This is a genomic window from Craterilacuibacter sinensis, assembly GCF_009831765.1.
GTDB classification, from domain to species: Bacteria; Pseudomonadota; Gammaproteobacteria; order Burkholderiales; family Chromobacteriaceae; genus Craterilacuibacter; species Craterilacuibacter sinensis.
Genome location: NZ_WSSB01000001.1, coordinates 445,343 through 471,828 on the forward strand (window position 1 = coordinate 445,343; position 26,486 = coordinate 471,828).

Below are 26,486 nucleotides of genomic sequence, written 5' to 3' on the forward strand. Positions count from 1 at the left end.
GGCAAGAGATGCGTATCACACCACAAAGAACAGAACTGCGTGAACTGCCCGCCGGCAAGCGTAGCGGTGCGCCCGCTTCTCCCTCGCCTGCCGAGGTGAAGCAAGGCAGTGCGGAGTCTGCGCGTATTGCGCCTGCGATGAATGCGCTTTCCGCCATGGCGGAGGTGGACATGGATAAAGTCGCCGTGATTCGTCAGGCGCTGGCGCGCGGTGAAATCGGTTTTGATGCGGATAAACTGGCCGGGCTGATCGCCCGCTACCATGGCAATCAGGGATGATGAACGCGGCAGTGCTCAAGCAGTTGATGGCCGGTATTCAGGCTGACCGTAGTGCTTACGCAGAGCTCGAGCATCTGCTGGAAGCGCAACTCGGCGCCATTGTGCACTGTGATGCATCCCGGCTTGCATCGCTTGCTGAAAGCATTCTGCAACTGAGTGCAACGCTGGATGGCAGCCGTTGTGAGCGCGAGCGTTTGCTGCTGGAAGCATTGGGTGTTAGCAGGCTGACTTCAATCGAACAGGTGTTTATGCGTTTGCCCGCCGATATCGCGACGCGCTGCCGGGCACACTGGGAAGCCTTGTGTAGCAAGGTGCAGCATTGCCAGTCGCTGAATACGCGCAATGGCCGGCTGATGAGCGAGCAGCACGGCTTGTTGACCCGGGTGATGTTCGGTGACGAGGATGTCTATGTTTCTGCCTGAGTCCCGGCGTCTGCCGTTTTTGGTGGCAGGGGAGATGCCGGCTGCGGCCACTCTGCCTGCGCCAGCCCCTGGCGCTGCCGGCCAGTTTTCCGCACTTTACCGGCAAACCCGGCAGGAGGTCAGCGACTATATCCGTCACGGAGAATCTGAGGCGATGCCGGCGCTTTCGCCTGATGGTGCCTGGCTGCATAGCCGGCTTGCCATGGTGGGTGAGGCTGGCGCTGCGCGCGCCGTTTCGCTTGCGGGGTCGGCGGAGGATTTTGCCAGCGCCGTTTTGCCTTATGCGCGTCAGGCAGCCAGCGCATTGGGCGTGGCACCGGAGATTGTCGCGGCACATGCGGCGCTGGAGTCCGATTGGGGGCGTCGCCCCATCGTGCGCGAGGATGGCGCGAATAGCTTCAATTTGTTCGGTATCAAGGCGGGGGAGGGCTGGCAAGGTGAGCGCACCCGCAGCGTGACCCATGAATTTGTCGACGGGCAGGCGCGCAAAAGCGTCGAGTCTTTTCGCGCCTATCCCGATTACGCCGCAGCCTTTAACGACTATGCGCGCCTGATTTCCTCAAACCCGCGCTATCGTGCCGCCCTGGGGGTGGGAAGTGATGGCGCAGCCTATGCCCGTGCGCTGGCGCAAGGCGGCTATGCTACCGATCCGGATTACGCCGCCAAACTCAGTAGCGTGGTGACATCCTTGCGCCAGCGCCAGGCGCGTGTCACTACTCCAGCGGGCTAACGACCCCCGCCGCGCTGACTCTGGCCGGAAAAACCCGGCCACTGGCCAGATTCTTCACCCGTATGATATCCCCAGCCTTGCCATGATTTTGCGCTTCTGCGCTGACCCTGACCTCGATGCCGGGGCGGCTGGCGATGATGTCTATCTTGTCGCCGCGTCTGATCAGCACGCGCCCATCCCCTGAGCTGGATGGCGCTGACGGGTGAGGCGGTTCGACTCCTGCGTCTTTCTTGCTGTCTTGCGTGGCAACCTTTTCCCTGTGACTGCCTTGTTGTGCCTTGCCGGGCGCGGCTTCTGTTTCTGGCGTCTGCGGCGAAGACGCGAGGAGGCGGGCGCGTACTGTCCATATGCTTTGCCACAGGCCGGGGCAAGTCACGGCAAAACGCATGCGCCCGGGGTTGCGGGTGTCGATCTTGCGTATCTGCAGCATTGACGGGCAGAGGGGCAGACGGTCGGCTTCGCGTGGCGGGATAAAGCTCAGTTGGGCAGCGGGCGGCTTTTCGCCGGCTTTTGCCTGCGATTGCAGTGCCTGGTTTGCCGCGATATCGAGTTGTTGGTGTATGGCTGGCATGGCGGCAAGCGCACCCATGGCCAGACATAACAAGCCAAGCATCAGCGCCTGGCGGCAGGGGTTCGTGAATATTGCCATTCTGGCTGTCTTGGTAATTATTACATGTACGTATCTCGGGGGGCTTATTAATATCCCCTATCAATTTTACCGGTTTATTCTTAACCAGTATCTTGAGTCATAGCAACGGTATTGAACATGGCTAGGGGTGTCAATGGGGATAGCTTTTGACAAGGCGCTGGGTATTCATCCTGAAGCGCTCAAACTGAGGGCGGAGCGTACACGCATTCTGGCATCTAACCTGGCCAATGAAAGCACGCCCGGTTACCAGGCGCGCGATATCGATTTTTCTGCCGCGCTGGAGCAGGCGACTAGCGGCGAAGGCGATATGGAGATGGCGCTGGATACGGCGGCAAAATACCGTATGCCCAATCATGCATCGCTGGATGGCAATACGGTGGAACTGGGTGTCGAGCAAGCCGAGTTTGCCCAGAATACCAGCGATTTCCAGACCAGCCTGACTTTCCTGAACATGAAATTCAGGGGCTTGGCCAAAGCCATTTCGGGGCAATAAATCATGTCTTTCAGGGATATCTCCCGCATCGCGGGTTCGGCCATGACGGCGCAGACCATCCGCCTGAATACCATCGCCAGTAATCTGGCCAATGCCGAGTCTGCCTCGGGCTCGGAGGCAGTGGCTTATCGTGCCCGCAAGCCGGTGTTTGCCGCCATGGCACAAGGGGGCGCGGATGGCTGGCAAGGCGCGACAGTGGCAGTGCTGGATGTCGTCAAAAGCCCAGCGCCGCTGCGCAAGCTGCATGAACCGGGCAACCCGCTGGCGGATGCGGACGGTAATGTGTTCTACCCCAATGTGAATCCGGTCGAGGAAATGACCGACATGATGGCGGCCTCGCGCGCTTTTCAAACCAATGTCGAAGTGATGACCCGGGTACGTTCCATGCAGGGCGACCTGCTCAAGATGGGAGAAGGCTGATGGCAATTTCAGGCGTGACAGTCGATGAGCGGAACACTGGCGGACCCAAGGGGGAGACACCGGTTGCCAAGGCTGCCGGTCAAACCTTGGGCGATGCAGACATGTTCATGACTTTGCTGATGGCGCAGATCAAGAATCAGGACCCCTTGTCGCCCAGCGACCCTGCCCAGTTCGTCAATCAGCTGGTACAGATGAACCAGATGCAGACTTCGCTTTCCATGTTGTCCGAGCTCAAGGGCAATGCCCTGATGATGCGCGAACTGCAGGGGCTGGCGCTGGGGGGGCAGGTCGGGCATCTGTCGCGGGTTTCTACCAATCAGCTTGAACTGTCGAGCGCTTCTGGCCCGCTTAGCGGCCACCTGACGCTTCCCGGTGCGGAAAAAGCGGTTTCGGTGACGCTGACAGCGGCCGATGGCAGCCAGACCAAGGTGGATCTGGGCGCGCGGCCGGAGGGGGCGTTTGCTTTCAGTATTGATCCGGCGGCGCTGAAATTGCCTGCTGGCCGCTATGAGGTCAGCGTGCAAACGGCATCTGGTAAAAAACCGATGCTCGAGTTCGAGGCGCGTATCGAGGGTGTGCGCCTGCCCGTGTCCGGAGGCGAACCCTTGCTGCGCCTGGCAGGTCTGGGCGAGTTTCCCGCTTCTTCCATTACCCAGTTGCGCGGTTCGGCTACCCGCGACGCTCAAGGATAGTCATGAGTCTAGAAATCGCAGTTTCCGGCATCAATGCTGTCAGCAGCCAGCTGGACAGTATCAGTAACAATATTGCCAACGCCTCGTCCTATGGCTACAAGACTGGCCGCACCAACTTTGCCTCGCTCTATGTGGGCTCGCAGGCGATGGGTGTCGGCATCTCCTCCAAGACGCAGGATATCGCCCGCATGGGCGGGATGCAGTCGACCGGACGCCTGCTGGATGCGGCCATTGACGGTAGCGGCTTCTTTATTACCCGTGGCAGCGACGGCTCGGACCAGTACACGCGGGTCGGCATGTTCAATACCGACAAGGACGGTTTTCTGGTCGACGGTTCGGCACGACGCGTGCAGGGCTATGCCATGAATGCGGCAAATGGTGCGATGGGTGCGCTGGGCGATCTTAAGATTCCATCCGGCCAGATCCCGGCCATGGCCAGCACTGCACTCAAATACACCGGTAACCTGTCTACCGCGTGGACGAAGATGACCGGAACCTTCGACAAGAACGACCCGTCGACTTTTAATGCCTCGACCGTCTCGGTGGTGTATGACTCGCGTGGCGACAAGCATAACCTGACCCAGTATTTTGTCCGGACGGGGGACAATGAAGTCCAGGTGCAATATACGCTGGATGGCAAGCCAGCCGGCGCGCCTGCTACGCTGACTTTCGGCGCGGATGGTCAGCTGAACGTGCCTGCCATCAACTCTCTTGCTCTGGGTACGCCTGCGGGTGCGGCACCATTGACGGTCAATGTCGACTATTCGGGTACCACCTTGTTTGCCGGCGAAAGCACCACCTTGGCCAATAGCGTTAACGGCTATGCCTCGGGTGTGATGACCGGGGTCCGCATCGAAAGCAATGGCGAACTGGTCGCCCAATACAGTAATGGCCAGCGCATGGCGGTCGGGGTATTGGCCATTGCCAACTTCCCCAACGAGGCCGGGCTGTCGCCGGTATCCGGTGCCAGCTGGATAGATTCGCCCGCTTCCGGTACTGCCGTGGTGTCGGTGCCGGGTAACGGCAAGGCTGGCGTGCTGGCGGCTGGTGTACTGGAAGGCTCCAACGTCGATATGACCGGTGAGCTGGTGAAACTGATGAGTGCGCAGCGCAGCTATCAGGCCAACACCAAGGTGATTACGGCCGAGAGTCAGGCGATTCAGGCTCTGATGCAGGCAATTTAAGGCGATTATGGACGCGCTGATATTTACCGCCATGAGCGGAGCCAACCGTGCACTCAAGGCGCAGCAGGTACATGCCAATAATCTGGCCAATAGCGAAACCGGCGGCTTTCGCGCCGATTTTGGCGTGGCGCGCAGTCAGGCGGTAGCCGGCAGCGGTTTTGATGCCCGTCATGTGACAAGGCTGGAGCCTTCTGCGGTCAATAGCCGGCCCGGTGCGATTCATGCGACCGGGCGCGAGCTGGATGTGGCGATCGAGGGCGAAGGTTTTCTGGCGGTGCTTGATGGCGGACAGGAAGTGTATACCCGCGCCGGCAGTCTGGATGTCGGTGCCGATGGCACGCTGAGCGTGCAGGGCCGGCCGGTGCTGGGCGATGGCGGTGCGATCACGCTGCCGCCATTTAGCCAGCTGGCGATTGCCGCCGATGGGACTTTGTCGGTGCAGGCGCAGGGTGAAACGCTGATGCAGCCGGTAGCCAAGCTCAAGTTGGTCAGGCCGGTGCCGGAAGAGCTTAGCAAGAATGGCAACGGTTTCATTATCAGCCGTGCCGGCGGGACTTTGCCGGCAGACGATACGGTGCGCGTCAAGGGCGGGCATCTGGAGCGCAGCAATGTGTCGGCGGTCGAGGAAATGATTGCGACCATGGCTTTGGGGCGCGATTTTGAATTGCAGATGAAAATGTTCACTACCGCCAGCGAAATGGCCGATGCCGGCAATCGTCTGGTGCGCGGCTAAGCCAAGGAGAAGATCATGAATCCGGCTTTATGGATCAGCAAGACCGGCATTCAGGCGCAGGATGCGCGCCTGGGGGCGATTGCCAATAATCTGGCCAATGCCAATACCGTGGGTTTCAAGCGCGACCGGCTGGTGTTCGAAGACTTGTTTTACCAGATTGAGCGCCAGCCCGGTGCGCAGGTCGATGCCAATAATCTGGCACCTTCCGGCGTGCAGTTCGGCAATGGCACACGCCTGGCCGGCACGCAGAAGGTGTTTACCGGCGGGGCGATTTCCACGACCGGGCAAGCCATGGACGTGGCCATTATCGGTCAGGGTTTTCTGCAAGTGCAGATGGCCGACGGCAATACTGGCTATACCCGTGCGGGGCAGCTGCAGGTTAATGCCGAAGGGCAACTGGTGACCGCGCAAGGGCTGCCGCTGGTGCCGGCCATGACGCTGCCGGCTAATGCCACATCGGTCACCATCAGCGAAAGTGGCCAGGTGTCTGTCGGTGTGCCCGGCTCGACTCAGTTGCAGGCTGTGGGGCAGTTGACGCTGGCCAGCTTCGTGAATCCGACCGGCCTGCTGGCCTTGGGCGGCAATCTGTTTCAGGAAACCGATGCCAGCGGCGCACCGGTCGAGGGCAATCCGGGTGCGGATGGCATGGGCAAGCTCAAACAGGGCGCGCTGGAAGGCTCGAATGTACAGGTAGTCGAAGAAATGGTTGAAATGATTGCGGCGCAGCGCACCTACGAGATGAATACCAAGGTGCTGTCGGCTGCCGACAATATGATGCAGAACCTGGCCCAGTCGGCACGATGAGATACATGCTCTGGCTTGGCCTGGTTTTGCTTGCAGGTTGCGCCCAGATGCCGCAGGTCAGGGAGAGCGAGCCCGAACTGCCGCCGGTACCTTTGGCCAGTGCCAAGGGCAGCGGCGGTGGCGTGTTTTCGGCTTATGGTGCGGCGTCGCTGGTGGCGGATAAGCGTGCGTTTCGTCCGGGCGATGTGCTGACGGTGGTGCTGGAAGAAACCACCCAGGCGAGCAAGCGTGCCGGTACCCAGTTCGACAAGAAGTCCGGGGTGGAAATCAGCCCGGCTGTGATCGGCAGCAATACCTATAAGACCAATGTCGGCATCGATGCCGGGCGTAATTTCAATGGCGCGGCCTCGTCATCGCAGCAAAACAGCCTGTCCGGCTCATTGACGGTTGTCGTGCAGCAGGTATTGCCCAACGGCCTGATGCTGGTCAAGGGTGAAAAACAGCTGACCCTGAATCAGGGCGAAGAGTATTTGCGCCTGACAGGTTATGTCCGCGTCGATGATGTAGACAGCAATAATCGCATTTCCTCGCAGCGCATTGCCAATGCCCGTATCGGTTACGCTGGGCGTGGCGCCTTGAGCGATGCCAATGCTGCCGGTTGGCTGATGCGGGTGTTCAATAGTCCATGGATGCCGTTCTGAAAGGCCAGTTGATGCCGTTCTTTCCCCTGTTGCGCCTGCTGCTGTTATGTGTGCCCGTACTGGCGCAGGCGCAGCTATTGCGCAATCTTGTCAGTATCGAAGGTATACGCGAGAACCAGTTGATAGGTTACGGCATTGTCGTCGGGCTGGATGGCTCGGGTGACAATGCCCAGGTGAAATTTTCCGGCCAGTCGGTCGCCAATCTTTTGAACCAGTTCGGCCTTAAGCAGCCGGAGGGGGGCGGCACCAAGGTCAAAAATGTGGCCGCCGTGATGGTGAGTGCGGTATTGCCGCCCGGTTACCGCAAGGGGCAGACAGTCGACGTGAATGTGTCGTCGCTGGGGGATGCCAAGAGCCTCAGGGGCGGCACCTTGCTGCTGACCACGCTTAAGGCGGCCGATGGCGAGGTCTATGCGCTGGCTCAGGGTAGCGTGGTCGTGGGTGGCTTGTCGGCGCAGGGCAAGAGCGGCTCCAGTGTCACCGTCAATACCCCGACTTCCGGGCGCATTCCCAATGGTGCTTCGGTCGAGCGCGAGATCGCTACCGATTTCGACAGCGGGCCCAGCATCCGCCTGAGCCTGAAGCGGCCCAATTTCCAGACTTCGACCAATATCGTCAATACCATTAACCGCCAGTTCGGCGCGCTGGCCTCGACCCGTGACGCCACCTCGATCGAGGTGCTGGCACCGCTTAACCCGACCGAGCGGGTTGCTTTTGTTGCCAGGCTGGAGCGGCTGAATATCGCCACCGGCGACGAGCTGCCGCGCGTGGTGTTCAACTCGCGCACCGGCACCGTTGTCATCAGCCAGGGCGTGACCGTGCGCGCCGCCGCCGTGTCGCATGGCAGCTTGCGGGTGATTATCGGCGAGCAGGATGCGGTCAGCCAGCCGAATGCCTTTGCCGGCGGGCGCACCGAAGTCGTGCCGCAATCTCAGGTGCAGGTGGCCGAAGGCAATGGCCGCATGTTCCGCTGGCCGGCCGGCGTCAAATTGCAAAGCATTATCGATACCGTCAACAGCATAGGCGCGTCGCCGGACGACATCATGTCCATCCTGCAGGCGCTGGATCAGGCCGGTGCGATAGATGGCGAGCTGGTAGTCATTTAAGGAAAGACCATGCTTAAAACCCAGATGCAGAGTGCTCTGCCGCTTGTGACCGAAGTTGTGGCCGATACGCAGCCTGCCGTGGCCGATGCCGCGTGGCAGCAAAAAGCGGCGCAGGCGGCCGAAGCGTTCGAGGCGGTGTTTGTGCGCGAAATGTTCAAGGACATGGACAAGGGAACGCAGGCGATTGCCGGCGAACAAGGCCTGTTCGGCAAGGGCAGCGGCAGTGAGCTGTCCGGCATCGCGCAGATGGCGGTTGCCGACCAGATCGCCCGTTCGCGTGCTTTTGGTGTGGCGGATGCCATTTTACGCCAGTTGACCCCTGCCTCTGCAGCGCAGGAACTTAAGGATTAGTCCTTTATGGTCGCTCTTGATGGGCAGGGCGTGGCTTCTGCTGCCCGGTTTGCCACGACAGCTATCTGATAACGAGTCCATATTATGCGCATGACCAGCAATGCGCTGTCTGGTGCCAGTGCGGCCCAGGCCGCGCTCAATACCATCAGCCAGAATATTTCCAACGTGATGACTCCGGGCTATTCGCGTCAGGGTGTGGTGTTGTCGCCGCTGGCGGCCGCCAGCGGCGATCGCCTGAGCGCCGGCTCCGGCGTGGATGTTCTTGCCATTCGCCGTTACAGCGATACCTATAAAAACCTGCAGATGTGGCAGGCACAATCACAACAGGGCCAGCTTGCGGCTTCACGCGAGTATTTCCAGCAACTGGAACAGGTGATGGGCAGCAGTGGCACGAGCTTGTCGGCGGGCCTGGACAAATTCTATGCCGCGCTGAATGCCGTCAGTGTCGAGCCGGCTTCCCTGCCTTTGCGCCAGCAGGTCATTAGCGAGGCCGATGCACTGGTGCGCCGTAGCGACAATCTTAACCGGGTGTTTGCCGTGCAGCTGGCATCGGTGGGTGAGCAGCGCGCAGCCGTGGTCGGCCAGATCAATTTGCTGTCGCAGCAGGTGGCTCAGTTAAATCAGAAAGTGGCCGCAGCCGAGGCGATGAGCAGCAATGTGGCCGGCTTGCTGGATGAGCGAGACCGCCAGATCGACGCCTTGGCCAAGCTGGTTGATGTGCGCGTGACTACGCTGGGTGATGGCAGCAAGAGCATCAGCTTGCCGGGAGGCGCGCCTTTGGTCGTGGGTGATACGGCCGCTGCACTATCGGTCGAGCCGCAGCAGGATGGCTCCCAGCGCTTGACCTTACAGTTTGCCAATGAGCGTTTTGTGCTGAGCGACGAGCGCGCCGGTGGCACGCTGGGAGGCTTGGGCGACTATGAAAAAAATGTGCTGCGCCCGCAGCTGACGGCAGTCAAGAGCCTGATGGGCCAGCTGGCGACACGGACAAACGAGGTGCTGGCCGGCGGTTTTGATTTGCAGGGTAATCAAGGCAAGCCGTTATTTATTATCGGTGCGTCGGATGGTGCGGTCAGTCTGGCGCCGCTGACGGCGGAAGAGCTGGCTTTTTCCTCTGTTGCCGGTACGCCGGCCAATAGCGGCAATCTGAATGCACTGATCGCCATTCGTGAGGAAAAGGTGGATGTCGCCGCGCTTGGCAAGGTGAGCTTTGGCGATGCCTATGCGCAGCTGGTCGGGCAGCTGGCCATTGCCAGCCAGCAGAATAAGGCTTCGCTGGAGACGGCTAAGGCAGTGCGCGCCGAGGCCGAGAGCGCATGGAAGTCGGCTAGCGGCGTGAATAGCGACGAAGAGGCGGTCAACCTGATCGAATTTCAGAAAATGTATCAGGCGAATATGAAGGTGATCGCCGTGGCCGGCGAGCTGTTCGACAGCACACTGGCCATTTTGTAAGGAGTTGAAGATGCGTATTGCCAGCACCCAGTACCACAGTGCCATGAATGCCGTGTTGCAGGACAATAACGCCAAATTGGCCGAGCTCGGGCAGCAGATGTCATCGGGTAACCGTCTGAATGTGCCCTCCGATGATCCGATAGCCAGCGTGCGCCTGCTGCGTCTGGAGCGCGAGGAGGCGGCCATCGGCCAGTATCTTTCCAATATCACGGCGCTTAGCACGCGCTTGTCGCTGAACGAGGCGCATCTGGACAGCATCAGCAATGACATGATGCAGATGCGTGACTTGCTGGTGTGGGCGGCCGATGGCAGCAATACGGCTGCCGATCTGCAGGCCATGGGCAGCTCGCTTAAAAGCCTGCGCGATAGTCTGGTGTTTTCTGCCAATGTCCGTGACCAGGAGGGGCGCTATCTTTTTTCCGGAACCGCCAATGGTCATGCCGCCATTAAACGGGATGTCACAACAGCTGTGTATAGTTTTGGCGGCAATGAGGATACGATTCCGGTGGTCGTGGGGCATGGCGTCAGTCAGGTGTCGAATACCACGCTAGCGCAGTTGCCCGATATGCTCAACCAGCTGGAAGCGCTGATTGTGAAGCTGGACGATCCCGCCTTGACGGCGGCGGCCGTGGGTGATGATGTGCGCAAAACCTTGGGTGTGCTGGACAGTGCGCACCAGATGATAGGCAGCAAGATCGCCCAGCAGGGCGGAGCGCAGAACATCATCAAGATGATGGCCGACAACCACAGCAACGTCAGTCTTGCCAACCAGAAAAACGCAACCGATATCGGCCGGCTCGACTATGCGGAGGCCTTCATCAAAATGAATGCCTACACGCTTGCCTTGCAGGCAAGCCAGAAGGCCTACGGCAAGGTTAGCCAGCTGACCTTGTTTAATGTGATCTGAGGACGGATATGCGCCCCTTGTTGACGACACTGGATACTCCAGCACTTGGCAAGAAAGGCCGGCTGGCCGAGCCTGTTGTGGCGGCTGCGCGCACAGGGTCGCTCTCCGCCACCGCTGACACGGAAAATAGTAGCCAGCGCGAATCAGCGGTGTCGGGCTGGCGTTATAGCACGCAGCTGAACCAGCAATTGACGAGCGCCCAGCAATCGCTTGATTTTGTTGATCAGCTATTGCGCCGTCTGGAGCTGCTTAAGTCCGATTTGGGGCGCGAACTGGGCAGTCGGCGCATTGAAAAAGAGCCCTTGCAGGCCCGATCCGATGAAGTCGGGGCGCAATGGGCGCAGCGCGAGGCCAAGACGGACGGCACGCTGGACGGGAAGCTGCATTTCCAGGTGACCGGGCAAGTGCGTCAGCGTTTTTCGCTGCGCGGTATGGATCTTTCTGCGCTGACCCAAGGCAAGGCGGAAACCCTTGTGCTGATCGGGCCGGAGCGCGGCGTGCCGCCTGCGGTGGTCGTCGTCGGTGACGGGGTTGATGAAAAGACCCTGCTGCAGCGCTTTAACCGGGCGCTGGGGGGCATGGGTTTGCGTGCCGAGGTGGACGATGGCGGGGCGCTGGCATTCAGCGTCGAAGAGTCGGCACTGGCACGGCTGCGCGAGGGTTTGATGGTGCGTGGCGAAGGCGTGCGTTTTCCGGCCGGCTCGCCACAGCGCGTGCGCCTGGAAACCGAGTCCGACCCGTTTCAGATGCCCTGGCAACTGGATGACCATGCGGGTGTCCGCCAGAGTCTGCAGCGCGTTGTCAGCATCATTGCCCAGGTGCAGCAATCGCGCGCAGCTATCTTGAGTGCGATTGCCGAGGCCGAGCACTCCATTTCCCGTCTGGTGAGCATGGACGAGCAAAGTTGGGCGCAGGGTTTTGTCGCGGATTTCAATGCCCGACTCAACCAGCGTGATGCCTATCAGGGCTATTACGAAATCCTGCCGGCGTTGTCCGGCGTCAGCCGTTATCGCGTATTGTCCCTGCTGTCCCTGCGCTAATGGCGGCAGGCGCTGCCTGCCGCCACAGAGGGTTACTCGCTAAGCACATCTACCCCTTTAGGCGGGGTGAAGTTGAAGTTTCCGGCCGGAATGGCCGGATTTTTTTTGACCGCAACAAAACGGATCAGCGTGGTATTGCCGAAGCTGTCACTTAAGCGCATCTCTTGCAGTGTATTGCCGGAGAAGCCCATTTTAAGCGACTGGAAGGTATTGTCGGCTTGACGCGGCGTGGCGCTCAGCCATTCCAGACCGCCTTCCTTGCCGGCTTCTTTCAGGATGTAGTTGCGTTCGATGGCATTGTTGCCGGCCAGCAGCGCCGCCGGGCTGGAGCCTAGCGCGCTGTCCAGCGGTTTGCTGGTGACCTGTGCCAATTCCTTGTCGTAAATCCACAGCCGCTTGCCGTCGCCGACAATTACCTGTTCGAACGGTTTGGCGTAGCTCCAGCGAAATTTGCCCGGGCGCGAGATCTCCAGCGTGCCATGTGCCTGCTCGCGGTGGCTCTGGTTGGTCACGGTCTGCTCAAATTGGGCCGACACGGTTTGCGTGCCGGCGACAAAGGCCTTGAGCTGGGCGATGGCTGCGGCATGAACCGGCAGCGCCAGACTGGCCAGGAGCGGAATAAACAGGATTTTCATTAGCTGAACCGGTTGGTGATCGGGTAGCGCCAGTCCTTGCCGAACGCGCGGCGCGTAATGCGCGGGCCTACCGGTGCCTGGCGGCGTTTGTATTCATTGATTTTCAGCAAGCGTACCACGCGCAGTACATCGGCTTCGGCGTAGCCGTCGGCGATAATCTCGGCTGCCGACAGATTGCCTTCCACATAGCGCTGCATAATCGCGTCCAGCACATCGTAAGGCGGCAGGCTGTCCTGATCGGTCTGGTCGGGGCGCAGCTCGGCCGAAGGCGGACGGGTAATGATGCGCTCGGGGATGATCGCGCCTTGCAGGTTGCGCCACTCGCACAACTGGTAAACCAGCGTCTTGGCCACATCCTTAAGCACGGCAAAGCCGCCGGCCATATCGCCGTATAACGTGCAGTAGCCGGTCGTCATCTCCGACTTGTTGCCGGTGGTCAGTACCAGCTTGCCGCCCTTGTTGGACAGCGCCATCAATAGCGTGCCGCGTATGCGAGCCTGCAGGTTTTCTTCGGTAGCATCCAGTGGCAGGCCGGCGAAAGAGGGGGCCAGCGCCTCGGTAAAGCGCTCGTACATCGGCCAGATGGCGATCTCGTCATACTTCACGCCCAGACGCGCCACCATATCGCGCGAGTCGGTCAGCGAAATATCCGCCGTGTAGCGGCTCGGCATCATCACCGCATGCACCTTGTCCGCCCCGAGTGCGTCCACCGCGATGGCCAGCGTCAAGGCCGAATCCACCCCGCCGGACAGACCGAGCAGGGCGCCGGGGAAGCCGTTCTTGCCGATGTAGTCGCGTACGCCGGTAACCAGCGCCTGATAGACACTGGCCGTAGCGTCCGGCAGCGCGGCATGGCGGCTGCTGACAAAGTCGCCGTCGATATAGTCGATCAGCAGCAACTCGTCACAGTAGGCGGCAGCTTGTGCGCAGACTGCGCCGTCGCGGTCCAGTGCGAACGAGGCGCCATCAAACACCAGCTCATCCTGCCCGCCGTTCAGGTTGACATAGGCCAGCGGCAGGCCGGTTTCCTGTACGCGGTAGCGCGCCATCTCCTGGCGTGCAGCCACCTTGTTGCGGTGAAAAGGCGAGGCATTGAGTACCAGCAGTGCCTCTGCGCCGGCATCCTGTGCTTCGGCGGCCGGCTCGACCGACCACACATCTTCACAAATCAACACGCCCAGCTTGACGCCGTTTTGCTCGAAGACCAGGGGCGCTGCGCCGGGCGTGAAATAACGGCACTCATCGAATACTTCATCGTTAGGCAGCAGCATCTTGTGATACTGGCCGAGACGGTTGCCGTCACGCAGTACGGTGGCAGCGTTGAATGTCTCGTTGCCCAGCCTGACCGGGTGGCCGATCACCAGCGTAATGCCGTCCAGCTCCAGCAGTTCGTCCATGCCCTGACTGCAGGCGCGGTAAAAATGGTCGCGCAACAGCAAGTCTTCCGGGCTGTAACCGGTCAGCGCCAGCTCGGGCGTGACCAGTACATCGGCACCGGCAGCCATGGCCTGTCGGGCGAAGTCCAGGATTTTTTGGGTATTGCCGGCGATATCGCCGACAACCGGATTGAACTGGGCAAGGGCTATGCGCATGAAGGAGTGTGCAGCGTGGTCTGTGAAAAGGGCGATTTTACCTGATCGCACGCCGTTGTTGCGTTTGCTGACGGGCGCTTAACGCTGTTGTGCATTTATTTTGAAATTTTTCTAAAAAACGGCTTGCGCAAACCAATCACCGTCTATACAATGCGCAGCCTCTGCTAACGAAACGCAACGCGAATCACTAGCAGGAACTGGAGAGGTGGATGAGTGGTTGAAGTCGCACGCCTGGAAAGCGTGTTCAGGATAATATCCTGACGGGGGTTCGAATCCCCCTCTCTCCGCCAGTTTACAGATAAGCGCGTAGCGGTTATCCAAGGTTGTTCCCTGATAGCTCAGTTGGTAGAGCGACGGACTGTTAATCCGCAGGTCGCAGGTTCGAGCCCTGCTCGGGGAGCCAAGCATTACAAGGACCTAGTCGTTTTTCGACTAGGTCCTTTTTGCGTTTTGGCCCAATTTTGGCCCACTGACTGCATAGTGGGCTGTCGAGCAGTGGTATAAAACCGCTCGCTACACGTGACTTCAACATTCGATTTGGAGTTCACATGGCAAGCATCAGAAAACGTGGTAACAGCTGGCAGGTTCGTATCCGTCGCAAAGGTTATCCGCTCTTATCCAAAAATTTCCCCCGAAAAGACCAGGCTACGCGCTGGGCGCAGCAAGTCGAGTCCGAGTTCGATCGCAGTCCTTATGCGCCGACGGCTCGCCCTGAATTGTCGGTTGGAGCTGCGCTGGTACGCTACGGCGAAGAGGTGAGCAGTCAGAAAAAAGGCGCTCGGCAAGAACTGAGTCGCATCAAGCGCCTGCAACTGGAGTCGTTCGCGGCGCTCGACATCACCGAACTGCGCGGCCGTGATCTCGCCCTGTTTCGCGATCGCTTGCTGGCAGACGGTTTGTCGGGTAACACGGTGCGCTTGTATCTGGCGGTGTTGAGTCATCTGTATACCGTTGCGCGCAAAGAATGGGGTTACGAGCGCCTTTCCAATCCGTGCGACGATATCCGTAAGCCCGCAGTGGGGAAATCACGCGATCGGCGCTTCGAAGGGGATGAGCTGCAACGTATCCTCGATGAAACCGATTCCGAAATTTTGCAGGCCATCCTGCAACTGGCGATAGAAACCGGCATGCGCCGTGGTGAGCTGTGTGCCTTGCACTGGCTGGATTACAAGCCGGCGATTCCGGCACTCAAGATCCAGATGTCGAAGAACGGCAGTTCGCGGGTGGTACCGTTGTCACCGCGTGCAGTCGAACTGCTCGAAGCCTTGCCGCGTAGTGGAGAGCTGATTTTTGATGTCGAACCAGACTCGATCACCCGCGCTTTCCGCCGTGCTTGCGACCGTCTTGGCATTGAAGATTTGCGCTTTCACGACACGCGGCACGAAGCCACCAGTCAGCTTTTCGAGGACGGACTGGAAGTGATGGAAGTGGCCAGCATTACCGGGCACAAGACGCTGAGCATGTTGATGCGCTACACCCACCTACGCGCAGGTACCTTGGCCGGCAAGCTCGCGCGAGCCAGACCTCGTTGATATAGCGGCAGGACAGAAAGAAGAAGCCCACCGGCTTGCCGGTGGGCTTCTTCTTTTATTGCACGGCTCAGAGCCGAGCTTGCTGGCGTAACCAGCGCTCGATCTGCTCGCGGTGCCAGTACAGACGCCGGCCGATCTTGAACGGTGGCGGGATCACTTGGTCAGCGAGGTAGCTGTCTAGTGTGCGCCGTGAAATTTTAAGGATGGCTAACATGTCTTCTGTGGTGAGCAGGGTTTCGACCAGATCCGACTTGCTGGCAGGGATGGGGCTGGCTGTGGTGCATGGTATGTTCATCGAGGTTCTCCTGTTATTGGTGAACCTCGTATAGCGGTGCGTTTTATCCTCTTGGTATGAAATGTGCCTAAGCTGCGTGGTGTTTACCTGCATCAGCCATAGACGTATCGGTCACGCGCGGAGGGGACAACGTGAAGATTCAGCATGCAAACCGCAGCAAGCTGCAAGGCGCGTCGCATGCTGGTCTGGATTTCGAACCATGTGCTTTCACCATTGAGCATGCCTTTCAGAACCATTTTACCCTCTGCGCGCAGGTACCAAAGCCGGGCATCGCGTGGCAGAGGGATGCGGTGGTGAGCATTGTGATAGTGCAAATTCAGCGTCCATCTTTCGCCCACCGGATCGCTGCTGACAGCAGATGTGTTGTTGTTGAGAAAAATATGATCAAGCTTGCGTGCCATAGGATTGCGTCCAAAACGAAAATTGTGACACAAAAGGTGCTGACTTAAAAGCGGATGACTTAAAAGATGCTATCGGTGATCCTGTGCCGATGCCAAATCCCATTGCTGAGTGTGTCGACGAAAAACCGTGTACATCGCTCAAGATACTTGCTGAAAATATGCGTGGACTACGTGCTCGTTTAGGCTGGAGTCAAGAGGAGCTGGCTTTTCACGCGGGGCTGCACCGCACATTCATTGCGCATGTGGAGCGTGAACGCCGGAACCTTTCTCTTGCGAACATCGAGAAGATTGCGGACGCGCTGGGTATCCCGGTTTGGGAAATTCTGCGGCCACAATCGCTGGCGGCAGCAGAAAAGAATATGTAAAAATCGGGCAGGCAAGCTGCCCGATTAAAAATAATGCATGATTTCATGATGTGGATGATACGTATCTGACTGCCAGGCCAGAGCGTATTTCCGTCTGTATCGTCGTCAAACGATACGTCCTGAGTCGACTTTTGCGCCAACAAAAGCCGTACTCGATATTGCCATGTGATGCCGCCAGGCATCTGTACTGCAACTTGCTCCCTGACGTCTTTCGGCTTCTATTTTCAGAAAAGACAAACGACTTCGGCCACATCGCCAGTTTGCTTGTGAAAAAACCACACCTAGTCAACTTCGCTCCCAGTCTGACAAACCGCTTTTTTATCGGCAGTGCCGTAACAACAGCCTGGTGCCACCCAGACTACGTCCAGACCTTCCCGCGTTAGACCATTTCTACTGCGTACAAGTACGCCACTGTCTCATCGATATCTCTAGTCTTGAAGACTTTCACAGGGGTTGCCCGTCGATTTCGGTCGTGCGATGTTCCATAGCCACTGACTTACTCAAGATATGATTTCCAACTGTGGGCCCGATGCGACTGCAGCGCATCGATGGCTTACTAGCACTCTGCACAGCTTCCCTAGTGGAAGCCGTTACACGCTTAAGCTATCCAGCGATCCCAGCAGCTTGCGCTCCTGGGTACCACCGCATCTGAATTTCTTCTCTGCGGCTCACCACCTTGCGATGGTGCGTGCAGCCTACGTGTGCAGCACCGGTTGTACGATTACTCGCACCCCCAGGGCGGGACTAAGACCCGCTTTCGAACATGGCCAGGATCGATCTTCATTACTGAAGCGTCCGTGTCCGCGTCGCCCAACATACTTCCACCCCAACGATTGGGTCGAACAAGATTTGCATCTTGAGCGCCCGTTGCCACGCAGCGAGCTCTATTAAAAGCACTGCGCGACGGGAAGCAAAACGTCGAATGATTGGCGATCACCCAACGGGCAGAGACATGACAGGAGGCGTTGGCGCACCCCCTGCCGCTTGGCGGCAATGGGATGGCGACCCCGTGTGATATCTACTGTAAATAACCATGATCCTGCCTCGTGTAGAGACCGTAGCGTCATCGGGCGCATTTTTTCGCAAGATTTTGCAAAAAAATGCAGGTATCCGGTATCGGCGGTGCGACCGGGCGGTCGCTAACAGCGCGAAGCCAGTACAGGATGCATCCTCCTGCACTGGCTTCTATTGGAACATCAATGTGTGTGCTGTGAATTCGCTGCGCCCAGTTCACTGCACACGCGTATTTACAGCGTTTTGCCGTGTCCGGCAAAACGTATAAAAAGCGTCGCTACACATCGTGTCATCAACAAAAAAGGCACGCTATGTATCTCAAAATTCTCCCGCCGCCGAGCGCACGCGGCTCACACTTTCTACGCATTCCCGCAAGCAAGACCGCCGCAATGCGCATCATCCTCGAAACCGTTCAGCGCGGTAGCCGCTACTACACAAGCGGAGTCGTCGCTGCGGGTAAAGCTGTCGCGTTGGCAGACAAATTTGCGGAGCTGTATGAGATCGACGCGAACAGCAACCGGCGTGCTTACCGCAAACGCCAGGGGCTGGCGAATTGCACGCTGATCATGTACCCGCACGATAACAAACCAGAGCACTTTTTATGGTGGCTGCTGGTGACGCCGGGGAAAGGGTCGGTGCATCAACGTGAGAAACTATTCGATGCGCACGACAAGCGCCAACGTTTGCCGTGGTCTGAACAGTACCAGCTCGTGCGGCTGCAAAAAGAGAAGGGACAGGGCGGAGCACGAAGCTGGAGCTGGCAACTGCAGTCGCGTGCATTCGATGAGTGGCAGGCAGGGCTGGAGGAGACGATACGCAGCACCGGCCAGACTGGCATTGATGTTGTGCGTGTGAAGTCGTTGATCGAGGCGCTGCTGCGGATGCCCGGTTATCACGGCATCCGTGAGCAGCAGAAACAGTTGCTCATGCTCGCGAGTGAACACTGGCGTAAACATCGCAGACAACCGTTCCCGATCGAGGTTGGGCACCTTCCATATATCGACAAGTCATTCGCGTGTTACGCGAATCCGGCCTTGTGTCTGGATGGGCTCGTTCACATCATGCTGACCGCACCCGCACCCGCACCCGCACCCGCACCCGCACCCGCACCCGCACCCGCACCCGCACCCGCACCCGCACCCGCACCCGCACCCGCACCCGCACCCGCACCCGCACCCGCACCCGCACCCGCACCCGCACCCGCACCCGCACCCGCACCCGCACCCGCACCCGCACCCGCACCCGCACCCGCACCCGCACCCGCACCCGCACCCGCACCCGCACCCGCACCCGCACCCGCACCCGCACCCGCACCCGCACCCGCACCCGCACCCGCACCCGCACCCGCACCCGCACCCGCACCCGCACCCGCACCCGCACCCGCACCCGCACCCGCACCCGCACCCGCACCCGCACCCGCACCCGCACCCGCACCCGCACCCGCACCCGCACCCGCACCCGCACCCGCACCCGCACCCGCACCCGCACCCGCACCCGCACCCGCACCCGCACCCGCACCCGCACCCGCACCCGCACCCGCACCCGCACCCGCACCCGCACCCGCACCCGCACCCGCACCCGCACCCGCACCCGCACCCGCACCCGCACCCGCACCCGCACCCGCACCCGCACCCGCACCCGCACCCGCACCCGCACCCGCACCCGCACCCGCACCCGCACCCGCACCCGCACCCGCACCCGCACCCGCACCCGCACCCGCACCCGCACCCGCACCCGCACCCGCACCCGCACCCGCACCCGCACCCGCACCCGCACCCGCACCCGCACCCGCACCCGCACCCGCACCCGCACCCGCACCCGCACCCGCACCCGCACCCGCACCCGCACCCGCACCCGCACCCGCACCCGCACCCGCACCCGCACCCGCACCCGCACCCGCACCCGCACCCGCACCCGCACCCGCACCCGCACCGAAGCCGGATTGGTTTTGACTGTCGTCACGCGTAACAGTCATGTGACGTGTTACGAAGCTACGCTCCGGTATAAAACAAGTGTCTACACGGGATATGTTCAACATGATTTGGAGATATCCGATGAAAAAAATCCCCCTAACGCTGGAAACCGTACTCGACGCATGCGCACTGTTTGAGACGCAAAGTCGCCAACTTTCAGTGCGAGCAATGCGAGATCACTTAGGTGGTAGCGCACAAGAAACGATCACTGAGGGTCTGCGTGTCTGGAAGAAAAAGAAAGAATCCGAGCAGTCACTTATCGAGCTTGACGAGTCCGTGCTCAAGACGTTGATCGCATGGGCGCAAGGGCAGCGCACGCGTGCAGCTGTCGAATTACGATTGGAGGTTACGGAACTGCAGAGGCGCTTGCTCGAAGCGGATGAAATGAGCTCGCTCTGGTCTGCTGAAGTTGAAATTCTGGGGAATGAACGGGATCTGCTACGTCAGCAGGTCGCCTCGTTGTCAGCCATCGCTTTGGAACGGAAAGAGCAATTGCTAAGGCTTGAGGCGCAACACGATGCACTGGTTGATCAAGTCGGTGACTTGCGGCGGCAACTGCGCATGAAGAAGGATGTTGGTAGCTGAATCGTTGTGCGGATGTGCTCTGCGATGGGAGGAGTTGCTTTGGCCGCATTTCAGCCTCTGACCTTAAGACGGCTTCTCGGCCAAAGTGGACACTGAGGGCGCTTGGTTGGACAGTCCGCTCCCGACCCTATCCGGACGTTGGTGCCGCAGTCGATTGAAGGTCGGCTTTCATCAGCAACCGGTCGATTTCGGTTTGGACGCTAACTATTTTTTTACTGATGGGTGGTGTGATAGCGGTGAACGACATCACGTACTGGTCAAACACTAATATTGGCGTATTCTGTTAGCAGGGTGGCGCGTTCCGCATATAGTCGTCAGGGCATTATTCCTATACTCCTTACATGCACTTCCGAAGTGCCCACTGTATGTTTAACCATCTCTAGGAGTTGGCAATGTCCAAACAAGTCGCCCTTATTACCGGCGGTGCCACCGGCATCGGTAAAGCTGTCGCCCTCAAGCTCGTCGCTCAAGGCGTTAACGTCGTCATGAGCGGTCGCCGAGCAGAAGTCGGCGCGGTTGCCTTGGCCGAAGTATCAGCAGCCGCACGCGACGGTGCCCAAGTTCGCTTCGTACAGAACGATGTGTCCGACGAAGCCAAGGTTAAATCAATGATTGACGGCATCGTGGCTGAATTCGGCCGGCTCGACATGGCTGTCAACAATGCGGGTATCTTCAACGAGTATTCTTCGCTGAACCAATCCGAGACTCAGAACTTCCGCGACATGCTTGAAGTAAACGTGATGGGCGTGTATTTCAGTATGAAGTACGAAATTGCCCAAATGCTCCAACAAGGCAAAGGGGCTATCGTCAATTTGGCATCGATTGCCGGCCTGAACGGCATCCCCTGGGGCGGAACCTATGCGGCGACCAAGCATGCGGTGGTTGGTCTTACTAAGTCGTCAGCACTCGATCATGCGGCTCAAGGCATCCGTATCAACGGTGTGGCGCCCGGAGCTATCCGCACTGACATCATCGCAGAGCAGTTGAACAGTAATCTCGCCGAACTTGAAGCAATGCACCCCATGCAGCGAGTGGGAAAGCCAGAAGAGATAGCGAATGCCATCAGCTGGCTGCTCTCGGACGAGGCCAGCTTCGTCACCGGTCACATTCTCAACGTAGATGGTGGCTTCCAAGCCAAATAAGCATAATGACCGGCTCTATTCCAGACAAAATGAAGGTGCCTGGCGCGCTGTGGGAAGGCCTCAAGCGGGTTCAAATCGACCGTGCTGAGGTCGTCCGCCGGGCGGCATTGCCGCTCACCGTGCTGAAGGACGATACGCAGATTTCCACTGCACAGTTTTTCGCACTCTTTCGCGCCATCGAAGCCGTTAGTCAAGACGCCGCTATCGGGCTACGCATCGCATCTGTTCTGGATGGGGCTGTCATGCCCTTGGCTTTCGTCGCTGCTCAGCATGCGAGGGACTTCCGTGATGCGCTGAATCGGGTGGCCCGGTTCAAGCATCTGTGCACGCCCGAGGATGTTGTACTCGCGGAGGATGGTGACCGCAGCGACATCGTTGTCCGCTGGCCACATGCTGCCCCTGATTCGATTCCATATTCCCTGGTCGATGCCACGATGGCGTCGCTCGTGGAGCTAGGCCGCAGAGGAACTTCAGAACGGTTGATACCAGTCGTGCTGGAGTTGGCCCGTCCTGAGGCATCGAGGTCCGCGCTCGAACGATATTTTGGCTGCCAAGTTAGGTTTAATACCGCGGAAGACCGTATTAGTTTCCGGCGAGATGACCTCAACAAGCGATTCGTCACTTACAACAGGGACTTGTTGGAGGTTATTGTTCCAGAACTGGACCGGCGTCTTGAACAGCATTTGGTGTCGGGGTCTGTTGCTGAGCAGACCCGCTGGGTACTCCGCCGGCGATTGGCGGCCGGTCGGCCGGACATTCGTTCGGTCGCAGCAGAACTGGCTATGAGCGAACGCTCCCTACAGCGGCGCCTGACGGATGAAGGTGTCAGTTTCCAGGTCCTTGTGAGTGATACAAGACATCAGTTGGCACTTGAGTATTTGTCTGACGCATCCTTGACGCTCATTGAAGTTGCCTATTTGCTTGGCTACGAAGACAAGAATTCGTTCTTCCGAGCCTTCAGGCTGTGGGAAGAACAAACGCCATCGGAGTGGCGAGTCGCAAATCTAGCGAATCGCTCAATGAATGGGTAGGGTCGGTTACGATGAAAGTTCTTATTTTTGGAGCCACCGGCATGGTGGGTGGCGGCGTTCTGCGCGAGTGCCTGCTTGCGGCTGACGTTGAACGAGTGGTTTCCATCGGTCGTTCGGCATTGCTGTTGGACCATCCAAAACTGGTTCAGGTGGTGCGTCCGAATTTTGCGACAGACACATCCGAAATTACGGATGATGACCTGCGCAACGTGGATGCCTGCTTTTTCTGCCTCGGGGTATCGGCATCGGGCCTCTCTGAGGAGAAATACACAGCGCTGACATACAGCCTCACGATGGCGGTGGCTGAGCGCCTTAGCAGCATCAGCCCGCAGGCGAGTTTCGTTTACGTATCGGGCGCAAGGGCAGACAGCAGCGAACAAGGTTCAAGCATGTGGGCCAGGGTTCGGGGTAAGACGGAGAACGCACTGCTACGCCTACCATTCAAGCATGCGTATGTCTTGCGTCCGGCAGTTATTCAGCCCTTGAACAATGCAGTGTCCAAGACTGATTCCTATCGCATCTTCTATAAAGTCTTGAGCCCCTTGCTCACTTTTGGCCGGAAGCTGTTCCCGTCACATGTTCTAACCACCGAAGTTATTGGTCAGGCTATGCTCCAGATTGCACGCAGGGGAGCGCCAGTATCTGTGTTGAACGCAGCCGCCATCTATGAAGTTGCATACTCATCAGTAGAAGCTAACTCAAAGAGATGACAGCAATCAGATAGCAATGGCTGCTTCCGAAACCACAACGACCTTTGCAGCCGACCGCTGTTGGGGTGGGCGAGTTTCCGCTTTTGGCCGATAGCAGCCATGCTAACGCAATGGCACTAAAGTCTGCTTTGGCCGAACTCAAGCTCTTCCTGCCATGCTGTTCATGACAGCCAATACTCAGATTCCTTCTCACTGATGATCTGCCACTGAAATTCCGCCAGAAACAACGGCACCGACAGGCCACGGGGCTGCAGTGCTTGGCAGGCTCACCGCATCGACCCGGTTCAGGAACCGGTAAACAGCAAGTCCTGATCCCAGGTAAAGCAAACCCGCCAGCAGCCATGGGCTAATCGTGTGTAACAATAGCTTGGAGAGTGGCGTGCTTGCTCCCAATGAGGCAGGGCGCCGTGGTGGCGTAACTCTTCTTTCCAGCCCATTGTTTTCTTTATGTCGATGCAGTGATGCTTAAACGTACTAAGTACATGTTCAGCCGCTTACTTCAAATAGGAACGCAGGATGCCTGCGATCTGCTCCAGATCTTCACTGCGCTGCTTTGGATCGGTGACATCCGGTCCCAGATGGTCGCGTAGATGACCTTCTAGTACTTCTACCATCAGTCCATTGACCGCGCCGCGGATCGCCGCGATCTGTTGCAGGATGGCTGTGCAATCAGTCTCTGCTTCTAGGGCTTTTTCCAGTCCCTCTGCCTGTCCTTTGATACGACGAACTCGGGTGAGGAGTTGCTTCTTGCCTTTGGTGGTATGCGCCATATGTTTTCCTGAGTGACATCAAATTGGTATAGTGGGGTATAGTATACTTAGTGGTGACAATACAGCATTGCTTACTAAGTCTGCCCCAATTTTATCTGAGGTGTTCCATGCCGCCCATTGCCGATATGATCCAGCAGGGATCAACCAACTTGTGGCTATTCATTCCTACAGCCATCCTACTCGGCGCACTGCATGGACTTGAACCCGGCCATTCCAAGACGATGATGGCATCATTCATCATTGCTATTCGTGGCACTATCGGACAAGCTATTCTGCTTGGTCTGTGTGCTGCCCTCTCTCATTCACTCATTGTCTGGCTCCTAGCTGCCCTGGCCCTGAAATTCGGCAACCAACTGATTGCTGAGCAAGCTGAACCCTATTTCATGCTGTTATCTGGGGTAATTGTGATTGGAGTTGCCATCTGGATGTTCATGCGTACCCGTTGGGACGAGTTGGCGGCACAGGCACAAAAGAATGCTCCGCACGGTGGGAGGATCATCAATACCGGCCATGGCATGGTTGAACTACAGGTCTTTGAAGCGGAAGTGCCGCCACGCTTTCGCCTCTATGGTTACGACCATCACATGCAGCCCACCCCTTTCAAGTCACATGACACCATCGAGCTAGAAACGGTCCGTGTAGACGGCACACGGCAGGTCTTTACCCTAGAGGCAAAGGGAGAGTATTTGGAGTCGCGAGCACTCATTCCTGAGCCCCATGAATTTGAAGTGATTCTCAGCATTGGTCATGGCGACCATGCTCACCGCTTCGAAGTGACTTTCAGCGAAGACGAGCATAGCCATGGGCATCATGACCACCACCACCACCACCACCACCACCACCACCACCACCACCACCACGACCACGACCACGACCACGACCACCACAGCCATCATGATCATGCACACGCGCTGACGCAGAGCGGAGAGTATCAGGATGCCCACGAACGCGCCCATGCTGAGGATATTCAGCGGCGCTTTGCCGGACGGCAGGCCAACAATGCACAAATCGCGATGTTTGGTCTAACAGGTGGTCTGATGCCGTGCCCAGCTTCGGTCACCATCCTGATGATCTGCCTGCATCTGAAGCGCTTTACGCTTGGTGCTGCCATGGTGGCTTCGTTCAGTATCGGCCTGGCCATTTCCTTGGTCAGTGTTGGTGTGGTCGCAGCTTGGGGAACACGTCAAGTAAGTAAGCGTGTCGACGGCAATCTAAGCAGTCTCGCACGTAAGATGCCTTATCTGTCCAGTATCCTAATGATGGTAGTCGGGGCGGTAATGGGTATTCAAGGCTTGATACGCATAACTGCCTAAGACGGTGGTAATCCCCCCATGTTTAGCAATGGCGAGAAGTAGAGTTGGTTAAAAGTACTGACTTCTGTTTCGGGGTTATGCCGCCAAGCGCCATGTTGGAGCGTTAGTGATTGTAGGACCACATCCATTCGGTCGCATAGTGATGAGTGCGTCAATCGTAGGCCCCTGGGTTGGGGACGATTCCTATGATATTTGCCGCGAATGGTGAGGGAGATCTCGTCAAGGTGACATTTATCATCTCGCTGAGGCTGGCGTTTGCGCAAGTGACTGGCAAAAGCCAGGCCAAACTTCAATAACAATTGGTGAATAGTTTCGTTACTGACCAGTATGCATTGAGCCGCCAGTAGCACCTCACTGTCGTGGACGCTGAAGGTAAAGTGGCAATGTAGCCAAACGGTATGGCTGAAGACCTTTACGGGAAAACGATGATGCGGGTAGTGTGACAGTGACGATTCCATCGTCACATCTTACTAAGGCTATCTGTCTGGTTAAGTTGTCAGTACCCGTGCCGCCTGCGAAATTCTCGTGGAAGCCCTGCCGTCAGGCCGCGAATGTGACGCGGTGCCCTGCACGCCTCGGGCAGGCCGTGGTGGGCTCTGGCGTGGAGGACGACGAGACGAGCGGCTTCAGCCGCGAGTGCATTTCGCGTGCGAAGCCCCTCCTATAGGGACTGCACTTCCCCCGTCTCAAACAAGCCGTCACGATAGTCCTGCAAGGTTTGCTGGATCTCGGCGGTGGTATTCATCACGAAGGGGCCGTACTGCGCAATCGGCTCGTTTAAGGGCGCACCTGCCACCAGAATCACACGCGCATCCTGTGCCGCCTCAATCACCGTGCCATCCGCGCCATCATTAGCCAGAATCGCCATGAAGCGGTCCGCCACGGCTTTACCTGCCACTGAAACCTCACCACGGTAGGTGTAAAGAAAGGCGTTGTGCCCAGCCGGTATAGCCTGCTCGAAGCGCGTGCCGGCGGGTAGGTGCAGGTCCAGATACAACGGTTCGGTATCCGGGCGTTGAACAGCGCCGGCCGTGCAATGACTCACGCCCGCGATCACGCGCACCGTCACGCCTTCCGGCGTGCGGAATTCGGGAATCGCCTCGCGCGGGATATCGCGGTAAAAGGGCGCGATCATCTTGTTCTTCGCCGGTAGGTTCACCCACAGTTGGAAACCTTCCATCAGGCCTTCTTCCTGCTCGGGCAATTCGGAGTGGATCAGGCCGGAG

The 26,486-nt window shown here is 58.5% G+C and carries 31 protein-coding genes and 2 tRNA genes; 24 read left to right on the forward strand and 9 right to left on the reverse strand.

Annotated features, from left to right (window positions below; genetic code table 11):
* Positions 1–8 precede the first annotated feature (8 nt).
* Genes flgM through flgJ form a run of 3 tightly spaced genes read left to right on the forward strand, consistent with a single transcriptional unit; the run spans position 9 to position 1,430 of the window.
* The gene (flgM, locus tag GQF02_RS02375) at positions 9–278 is read left to right on the forward strand and encodes a flagellar biosynthesis anti-sigma factor FlgM (RefSeq protein WP_160794539.1); all 270 of its coding nucleotides are present in this window, start codon (positions 9–11) and stop codon (positions 276–278) included.
* Positions 275–700 (forward strand): flagellar protein FlgN, encoded by a 426-nt coding sequence (locus tag GQF02_RS02380; RefSeq protein ID WP_160794541.1) that lies wholly within the window; start codon positions 275–277, stop codon positions 698–700. The genes flgM and GQF02_RS02380 overlap by 4 nt, the downstream gene beginning before the upstream one ends.
* Positions 687–1,430 (forward strand): flagellar assembly peptidoglycan hydrolase FlgJ, encoded by a 744-nt coding sequence (gene flgJ / locus GQF02_RS02385; protein WP_235930016.1) that lies wholly within the window; start codon positions 687–689, stop codon positions 1,428–1,430. The genes GQF02_RS02380 and flgJ overlap by 14 nt, the downstream gene beginning before the upstream one ends.
* Here flgJ and flgA read toward each other — a convergent pair.
* Entirely contained in the window at positions 1,414–2,079 is a 666-nt protein-coding gene (gene flgA, locus GQF02_RS02390) for a flagellar basal body P-ring formation chaperone FlgA (protein ID WP_160794543.1), read from the reverse strand. The two genes, flgJ and flgA, sit on opposite strands and share 17 nt — an antisense overlap.
* Before the next feature lie 133 nt (positions 2,080–2,212).
* Here flgA and flgB point away from each other — a divergent pair, with 133 nt between their 5' ends.
* From flgB to GQF02_RS02450, 12 genes are all read left to right on the forward strand, one after another.
* Positions 2,213–2,572 carry a flagellar basal body rod protein FlgB gene (gene flgB, locus GQF02_RS02395; RefSeq protein WP_160794545.1) on the forward strand — a complete coding sequence of 120 codons (360 nt, stop codon included), beginning with the start codon at positions 2,213–2,215 and terminating at the stop codon, positions 2,570–2,572.
* Positions 2,573–2,575: 3 nt separating this feature from the next.
* Complete coding sequence (flgC, locus tag GQF02_RS02400; RefSeq protein ID WP_160794547.1) at positions 2,576–2,992, forward strand: flagellar basal body rod protein FlgC; 417 nt, start codon at positions 2,576–2,578, stop codon at positions 2,990–2,992.
* A complete protein-coding gene (locus GQF02_RS02405) occupies positions 2,992–3,684 on the forward strand; it encodes a flagellar hook capping FlgD N-terminal domain-containing protein (RefSeq protein ID WP_160794549.1) in 693 nt (230 codons plus the stop codon). The genes flgC and GQF02_RS02405 overlap by 1 nt, the downstream gene beginning before the upstream one ends.
* A 2-nt stretch (positions 3,685–3,686) precedes the next feature.
* Positions 3,687–4,868: a flagellar hook protein FlgE gene (locus GQF02_RS02410; protein WP_160794551.1), complete on the forward strand. Its 1,182-nt coding sequence runs from the start codon at positions 3,687–3,689 to the stop codon at positions 4,866–4,868.
* 7 nt (positions 4,869–4,875) lie between these two features.
* Entirely contained in the window at positions 4,876–5,601 is a 726-nt protein-coding gene (locus GQF02_RS02415) for a flagellar basal body rod protein FlgF (protein WP_124736336.1), read from the forward strand.
* 15 nt (positions 5,602–5,616) lie between these two features.
* Positions 5,617–6,405, forward strand: coding sequence for a flagellar basal-body rod protein FlgG (gene flgG / locus GQF02_RS02420; protein ID WP_124736337.1), 789 nt, complete (start codon positions 5,617–5,619; stop codon positions 6,403–6,405).
* A gap of 5 nt (positions 6,406–6,410) precedes the next feature.
* Positions 6,411–7,046, forward strand: a complete 636-nt coding sequence (gene flgH, locus GQF02_RS02425) for a flagellar basal body L-ring protein FlgH (RefSeq protein ID WP_235930017.1) — start codon at positions 6,411–6,413, stop codon at positions 7,044–7,046.
* Complete coding sequence (locus tag GQF02_RS02430) at positions 7,031–8,152, forward strand: flagellar basal body P-ring protein FlgI (RefSeq protein ID WP_235930018.1); 1,122 nt, start codon at positions 7,031–7,033, stop codon at positions 8,150–8,152. The genes flgH and GQF02_RS02430 overlap by 16 nt, the downstream gene beginning before the upstream one ends.
* A 9-nt stretch (positions 8,153–8,161) precedes the next feature.
* Positions 8,162–8,503 carry a hypothetical protein gene (locus tag GQF02_RS02435; protein ID WP_124736339.1) on the forward strand — a complete coding sequence of 114 codons (342 nt, stop codon included), beginning with the start codon at positions 8,162–8,164 and terminating at the stop codon, positions 8,501–8,503.
* 84 nt (positions 8,504–8,587) lie between these two features.
* Positions 8,588–9,955 (forward strand): flagellar hook-associated protein FlgK, encoded by a 1,368-nt coding sequence (flgK, locus tag GQF02_RS02440; protein WP_160794555.1) that lies wholly within the window; start codon positions 8,588–8,590, stop codon positions 9,953–9,955.
* A 10-nt stretch (positions 9,956–9,965) separates the two neighbouring features.
* Positions 9,966–10,862 (forward strand): flagellar hook-associated protein FlgL, encoded by an 897-nt coding sequence (gene flgL, locus GQF02_RS02445; RefSeq protein WP_160794557.1) that lies wholly within the window; start codon positions 9,966–9,968, stop codon positions 10,860–10,862.
* 8 nt (positions 10,863–10,870) lie between these two features.
* Positions 10,871–11,902, forward strand: a complete 1,032-nt coding sequence (locus GQF02_RS02450; RefSeq protein ID WP_124736342.1) for a hypothetical protein — start codon at positions 10,871–10,873, stop codon at positions 11,900–11,902.
* A gap of 32 nt (positions 11,903–11,934) precedes the next feature.
* Here GQF02_RS02450 and lolA read toward each other — a convergent pair whose 3' ends face one another.
* Positions 11,935–12,537, reverse strand: coding sequence for an outer membrane lipoprotein chaperone LolA (lolA, locus tag GQF02_RS02455; RefSeq protein WP_124736343.1), 603 nt, complete (start codon positions 12,535–12,537; stop codon positions 11,935–11,937).
* On the reverse strand, positions 12,537–14,129 hold the full coding sequence (locus GQF02_RS02460; protein WP_160794559.1) for an NAD+ synthase: 1,593 nt from the start codon (positions 14,127–14,129) through the stop codon (positions 12,537–12,539). The genes lolA and GQF02_RS02460 overlap by 1 nt, the downstream gene beginning before the upstream one ends.
* A gap of 199 nt (positions 14,130–14,328) precedes the next feature.
* Between GQF02_RS02460 and GQF02_RS02465 the strand changes: the two genes are divergently transcribed.
* The 3 genes from GQF02_RS02465 to GQF02_RS02475 all read left to right on the forward strand — a co-directional run bounded on the left by GQF02_RS02465 (position 14,329) and on the right by GQF02_RS02475 (position 15,661).
* Positions 14,329–14,419: transfer RNA gene (locus GQF02_RS02465), tRNA-Ser, on the forward strand.
* A 37-nt stretch (positions 14,420–14,456) separates the two neighbouring features.
* A tRNA-Asn gene (locus GQF02_RS02470) sits at positions 14,457–14,532 on the forward strand.
* Between the two features lie 145 nt (positions 14,533–14,677).
* Positions 14,678–15,661, forward strand: a complete 984-nt coding sequence (locus GQF02_RS02475; protein ID WP_160794561.1) for a tyrosine-type recombinase/integrase — start codon at positions 14,678–14,680, stop codon at positions 15,659–15,661.
* 67 nt (positions 15,662–15,728) lie between these two features.
* Here GQF02_RS02475 and GQF02_RS02480 read toward each other — a convergent pair whose 3' ends face one another.
* Together GQF02_RS02480 and GQF02_RS02485 are read right to left on the reverse strand one after the other, a co-directional pair.
* Positions 15,729–15,956, reverse strand: a complete 228-nt coding sequence (locus tag GQF02_RS02480; protein ID WP_160794563.1) for a helix-turn-helix transcriptional regulator — start codon at positions 15,954–15,956, stop codon at positions 15,729–15,731.
* 92 nt (positions 15,957–16,048) lie between these two features.
* Positions 16,049–16,357 (reverse strand): hypothetical protein, encoded by a 309-nt coding sequence (locus GQF02_RS02485; protein ID WP_160794565.1) that lies wholly within the window; start codon positions 16,355–16,357, stop codon positions 16,049–16,051.
* Positions 16,358–16,446: 89 nt separating this feature from the next.
* Between GQF02_RS02485 and GQF02_RS02490 the strand changes: the two genes are divergently transcribed.
* Positions 16,447–16,722, forward strand: a complete 276-nt coding sequence (locus GQF02_RS02490; RefSeq protein WP_160794567.1) for a helix-turn-helix domain-containing protein — start codon at positions 16,447–16,449, stop codon at positions 16,720–16,722.
* Between the two features lie 1,667 nt (positions 16,723–18,389).
* Here GQF02_RS02490 and GQF02_RS02495 read toward each other — a convergent pair.
* Together GQF02_RS02495 and GQF02_RS15775 are read right to left on the reverse strand one after the other, a co-directional pair.
* Positions 18,390–18,725, reverse strand: a complete 336-nt coding sequence (locus GQF02_RS02495; protein WP_220789278.1) for a hypothetical protein — start codon at positions 18,723–18,725, stop codon at positions 18,390–18,392.
* Between the two features lie 70 nt (positions 18,726–18,795).
* Positions 18,796–19,698, reverse strand: coding sequence for a hypothetical protein (locus GQF02_RS15775; RefSeq protein ID WP_220789279.1), 903 nt, complete (start codon positions 19,696–19,698; stop codon positions 18,796–18,798).
* Between the two features lie 92 nt (positions 19,699–19,790).
* On the opposite strand from GQF02_RS15775, the gene GQF02_RS02500 reads away from it, so the two are divergent.
* From GQF02_RS02500 to GQF02_RS02515, 4 genes are all read left to right on the forward strand, one after another.
* Entirely contained in the window at positions 19,791–20,294 is a 504-nt protein-coding gene (locus GQF02_RS02500; RefSeq protein WP_160794571.1) for a hypothetical protein, read from the forward strand.
* 392 nt (positions 20,295–20,686) lie between these two features.
* Positions 20,687–21,436, forward strand: a complete 750-nt coding sequence (locus tag GQF02_RS02505) for an SDR family NAD(P)-dependent oxidoreductase (protein ID WP_160794573.1) — start codon at positions 20,687–20,689, stop codon at positions 21,434–21,436.
* Positions 21,437–21,441: 5 nt separating this feature from the next.
* Complete coding sequence (locus tag GQF02_RS02510; RefSeq protein ID WP_160794575.1) at positions 21,442–22,467, forward strand: AraC family transcriptional regulator; 1,026 nt, start codon at positions 21,442–21,444, stop codon at positions 22,465–22,467.
* An 11-nt stretch (positions 22,468–22,478) separates the two neighbouring features.
* Positions 22,479–23,177 (forward strand): Rossmann-fold NAD(P)-binding domain-containing protein, encoded by a 699-nt coding sequence (locus tag GQF02_RS02515; protein ID WP_160794577.1) that lies wholly within the window; start codon positions 22,479–22,481, stop codon positions 23,175–23,177.
* Between the two features lie 494 nt (positions 23,178–23,671).
* Here GQF02_RS02515 and GQF02_RS02520 read toward each other — a convergent pair whose 3' ends face one another.
* Positions 23,672–23,947 (reverse strand): metal/formaldehyde-sensitive transcriptional repressor, encoded by a 276-nt coding sequence (locus GQF02_RS02520; RefSeq protein ID WP_160794579.1) that lies wholly within the window; start codon positions 23,945–23,947, stop codon positions 23,672–23,674.
* A 107-nt stretch (positions 23,948–24,054) separates the two neighbouring features.
* Here GQF02_RS02520 and GQF02_RS02525 point away from each other — a divergent pair, with 107 nt between their 5' ends.
* The gene (locus tag GQF02_RS02525) at positions 24,055–25,260 is read left to right on the forward strand and encodes a nickel/cobalt efflux transporter (RefSeq protein ID WP_160794581.1); all 1,206 of its coding nucleotides are present in this window, start codon (positions 24,055–24,057) and stop codon (positions 25,258–25,260) included.
* A gap of 661 nt (positions 25,261–25,921) precedes the next feature.
* Here GQF02_RS02525 and GQF02_RS02530 read toward each other — a convergent pair.
* On the reverse strand, positions 25,922–26,486 hold a 565-nt coding region (locus tag GQF02_RS02530; RefSeq protein WP_160794583.1), incomplete at its 5' end, for a pirin family protein.

Coding starts and splice junctions, on each gene's coding strand:
- flgL (WP_160794557.1), top strand. CDS start 9,966: ATGCGTATTGCCAGCACCCAGTACCACAGTGCCATGAATGCCGTGTTG.
- flgG (WP_124736337.1), top strand. CDS start 5,617: ATGAATCCGGCTTTATGGATCAGCAAGACCGGCATTCAGGCGCAGGAT.
- GQF02_RS02525 (WP_160794581.1), top strand. CDS start 24,055: ATGCCGCCCATTGCCGATATGATCCAGCAGGGATCAACCAACTTGTGG.
- flgC (WP_160794547.1), top strand. CDS start 2,576: ATGTCTTTCAGGGATATCTCCCGCATCGCGGGTTCGGCCATGACGGCG.
- GQF02_RS02490 (WP_160794567.1), top strand. CDS start 16,447: ATGCCAAATCCCATTGCTGAGTGTGTCGACGAAAAACCGTGTACATCG.
- GQF02_RS02500 (WP_160794571.1), top strand. CDS start 19,791: ATGAAAAAAATCCCCCTAACGCTGGAAACCGTACTCGACGCATGCGCA.
- flgB (WP_160794545.1), top strand. CDS start 2,213: ATGGGGATAGCTTTTGACAAGGCGCTGGGTATTCATCCTGAAGCGCTC.
- GQF02_RS02405 (WP_160794549.1), top strand. CDS start 2,992: ATGGCAATTTCAGGCGTGACAGTCGATGAGCGGAACACTGGCGGACCC.
- GQF02_RS02410 (WP_160794551.1), top strand. CDS start 3,687: ATGAGTCTAGAAATCGCAGTTTCCGGCATCAATGCTGTCAGCAGCCAG.
- GQF02_RS02480 (WP_160794563.1), bottom strand. CDS start 15,956: ATGAACATACCATGCACCACAGCCAGCCCCATCCCTGCCAGCAAGTCG.
- flgJ (WP_235930016.1), top strand. CDS start 687: ATGTTTCTGCCTGAGTCCCGGCGTCTGCCGTTTTTGGTGGCAGGGGAG.
- GQF02_RS02460 (WP_160794559.1), bottom strand. CDS start 14,129: ATGCGCATAGCCCTTGCCCAGTTCAATCCGGTTGTCGGCGATATCGCC.
- GQF02_RS02520 (WP_160794579.1), bottom strand. CDS start 23,947: ATGGCGCATACCACCAAAGGCAAGAAGCAACTCCTCACCCGAGTTCGT.
- flgM (WP_160794539.1), top strand. CDS start 9: ATGCGTATCACACCACAAAGAACAGAACTGCGTGAACTGCCCGCCGGC.
- GQF02_RS02450 (WP_124736342.1), top strand. CDS start 10,871: ATGCGCCCCTTGTTGACGACACTGGATACTCCAGCACTTGGCAAGAAA.
- flgH (WP_235930017.1), top strand. CDS start 6,411: ATGCTCTGGCTTGGCCTGGTTTTGCTTGCAGGTTGCGCCCAGATGCCG.
- GQF02_RS02510 (WP_160794575.1), top strand. CDS start 21,442: ATGACCGGCTCTATTCCAGACAAAATGAAGGTGCCTGGCGCGCTGTGG.
- GQF02_RS02430 (WP_235930018.1), top strand. CDS start 7,031: ATGGATGCCGTTCTGAAAGGCCAGTTGATGCCGTTCTTTCCCCTGTTG.
- GQF02_RS02485 (WP_160794565.1), bottom strand. CDS start 16,357: ATGGCACGCAAGCTTGATCATATTTTTCTCAACAACAACACATCTGCT.
- GQF02_RS02505 (WP_160794573.1), top strand. CDS start 20,687: ATGTCCAAACAAGTCGCCCTTATTACCGGCGGTGCCACCGGCATCGGT.
- flgA (WP_160794543.1), bottom strand. CDS start 2,079: ATGGCAATATTCACGAACCCCTGCCGCCAGGCGCTGATGCTTGGCTTG.
- GQF02_RS02475 (WP_160794561.1), top strand. CDS start 14,678: ATGGCAAGCATCAGAAAACGTGGTAACAGCTGGCAGGTTCGTATCCGT.
- GQF02_RS02380 (WP_160794541.1), top strand. CDS start 275: ATGATGAACGCGGCAGTGCTCAAGCAGTTGATGGCCGGTATTCAGGCT.
- flgK (WP_160794555.1), top strand. CDS start 8,588: ATGCGCATGACCAGCAATGCGCTGTCTGGTGCCAGTGCGGCCCAGGCC.
- GQF02_RS02435 (WP_124736339.1), top strand. CDS start 8,162: ATGCTTAAAACCCAGATGCAGAGTGCTCTGCCGCTTGTGACCGAAGTT.
- GQF02_RS02515 (WP_160794577.1), top strand. CDS start 22,479: ATGAAAGTTCTTATTTTTGGAGCCACCGGCATGGTGGGTGGCGGCGTT.
- lolA (WP_124736343.1), bottom strand. CDS start 12,537: ATGAAAATCCTGTTTATTCCGCTCCTGGCCAGTCTGGCGCTGCCGGTT.
- GQF02_RS02415 (WP_124736336.1), top strand. CDS start 4,876: ATGGACGCGCTGATATTTACCGCCATGAGCGGAGCCAACCGTGCACTC.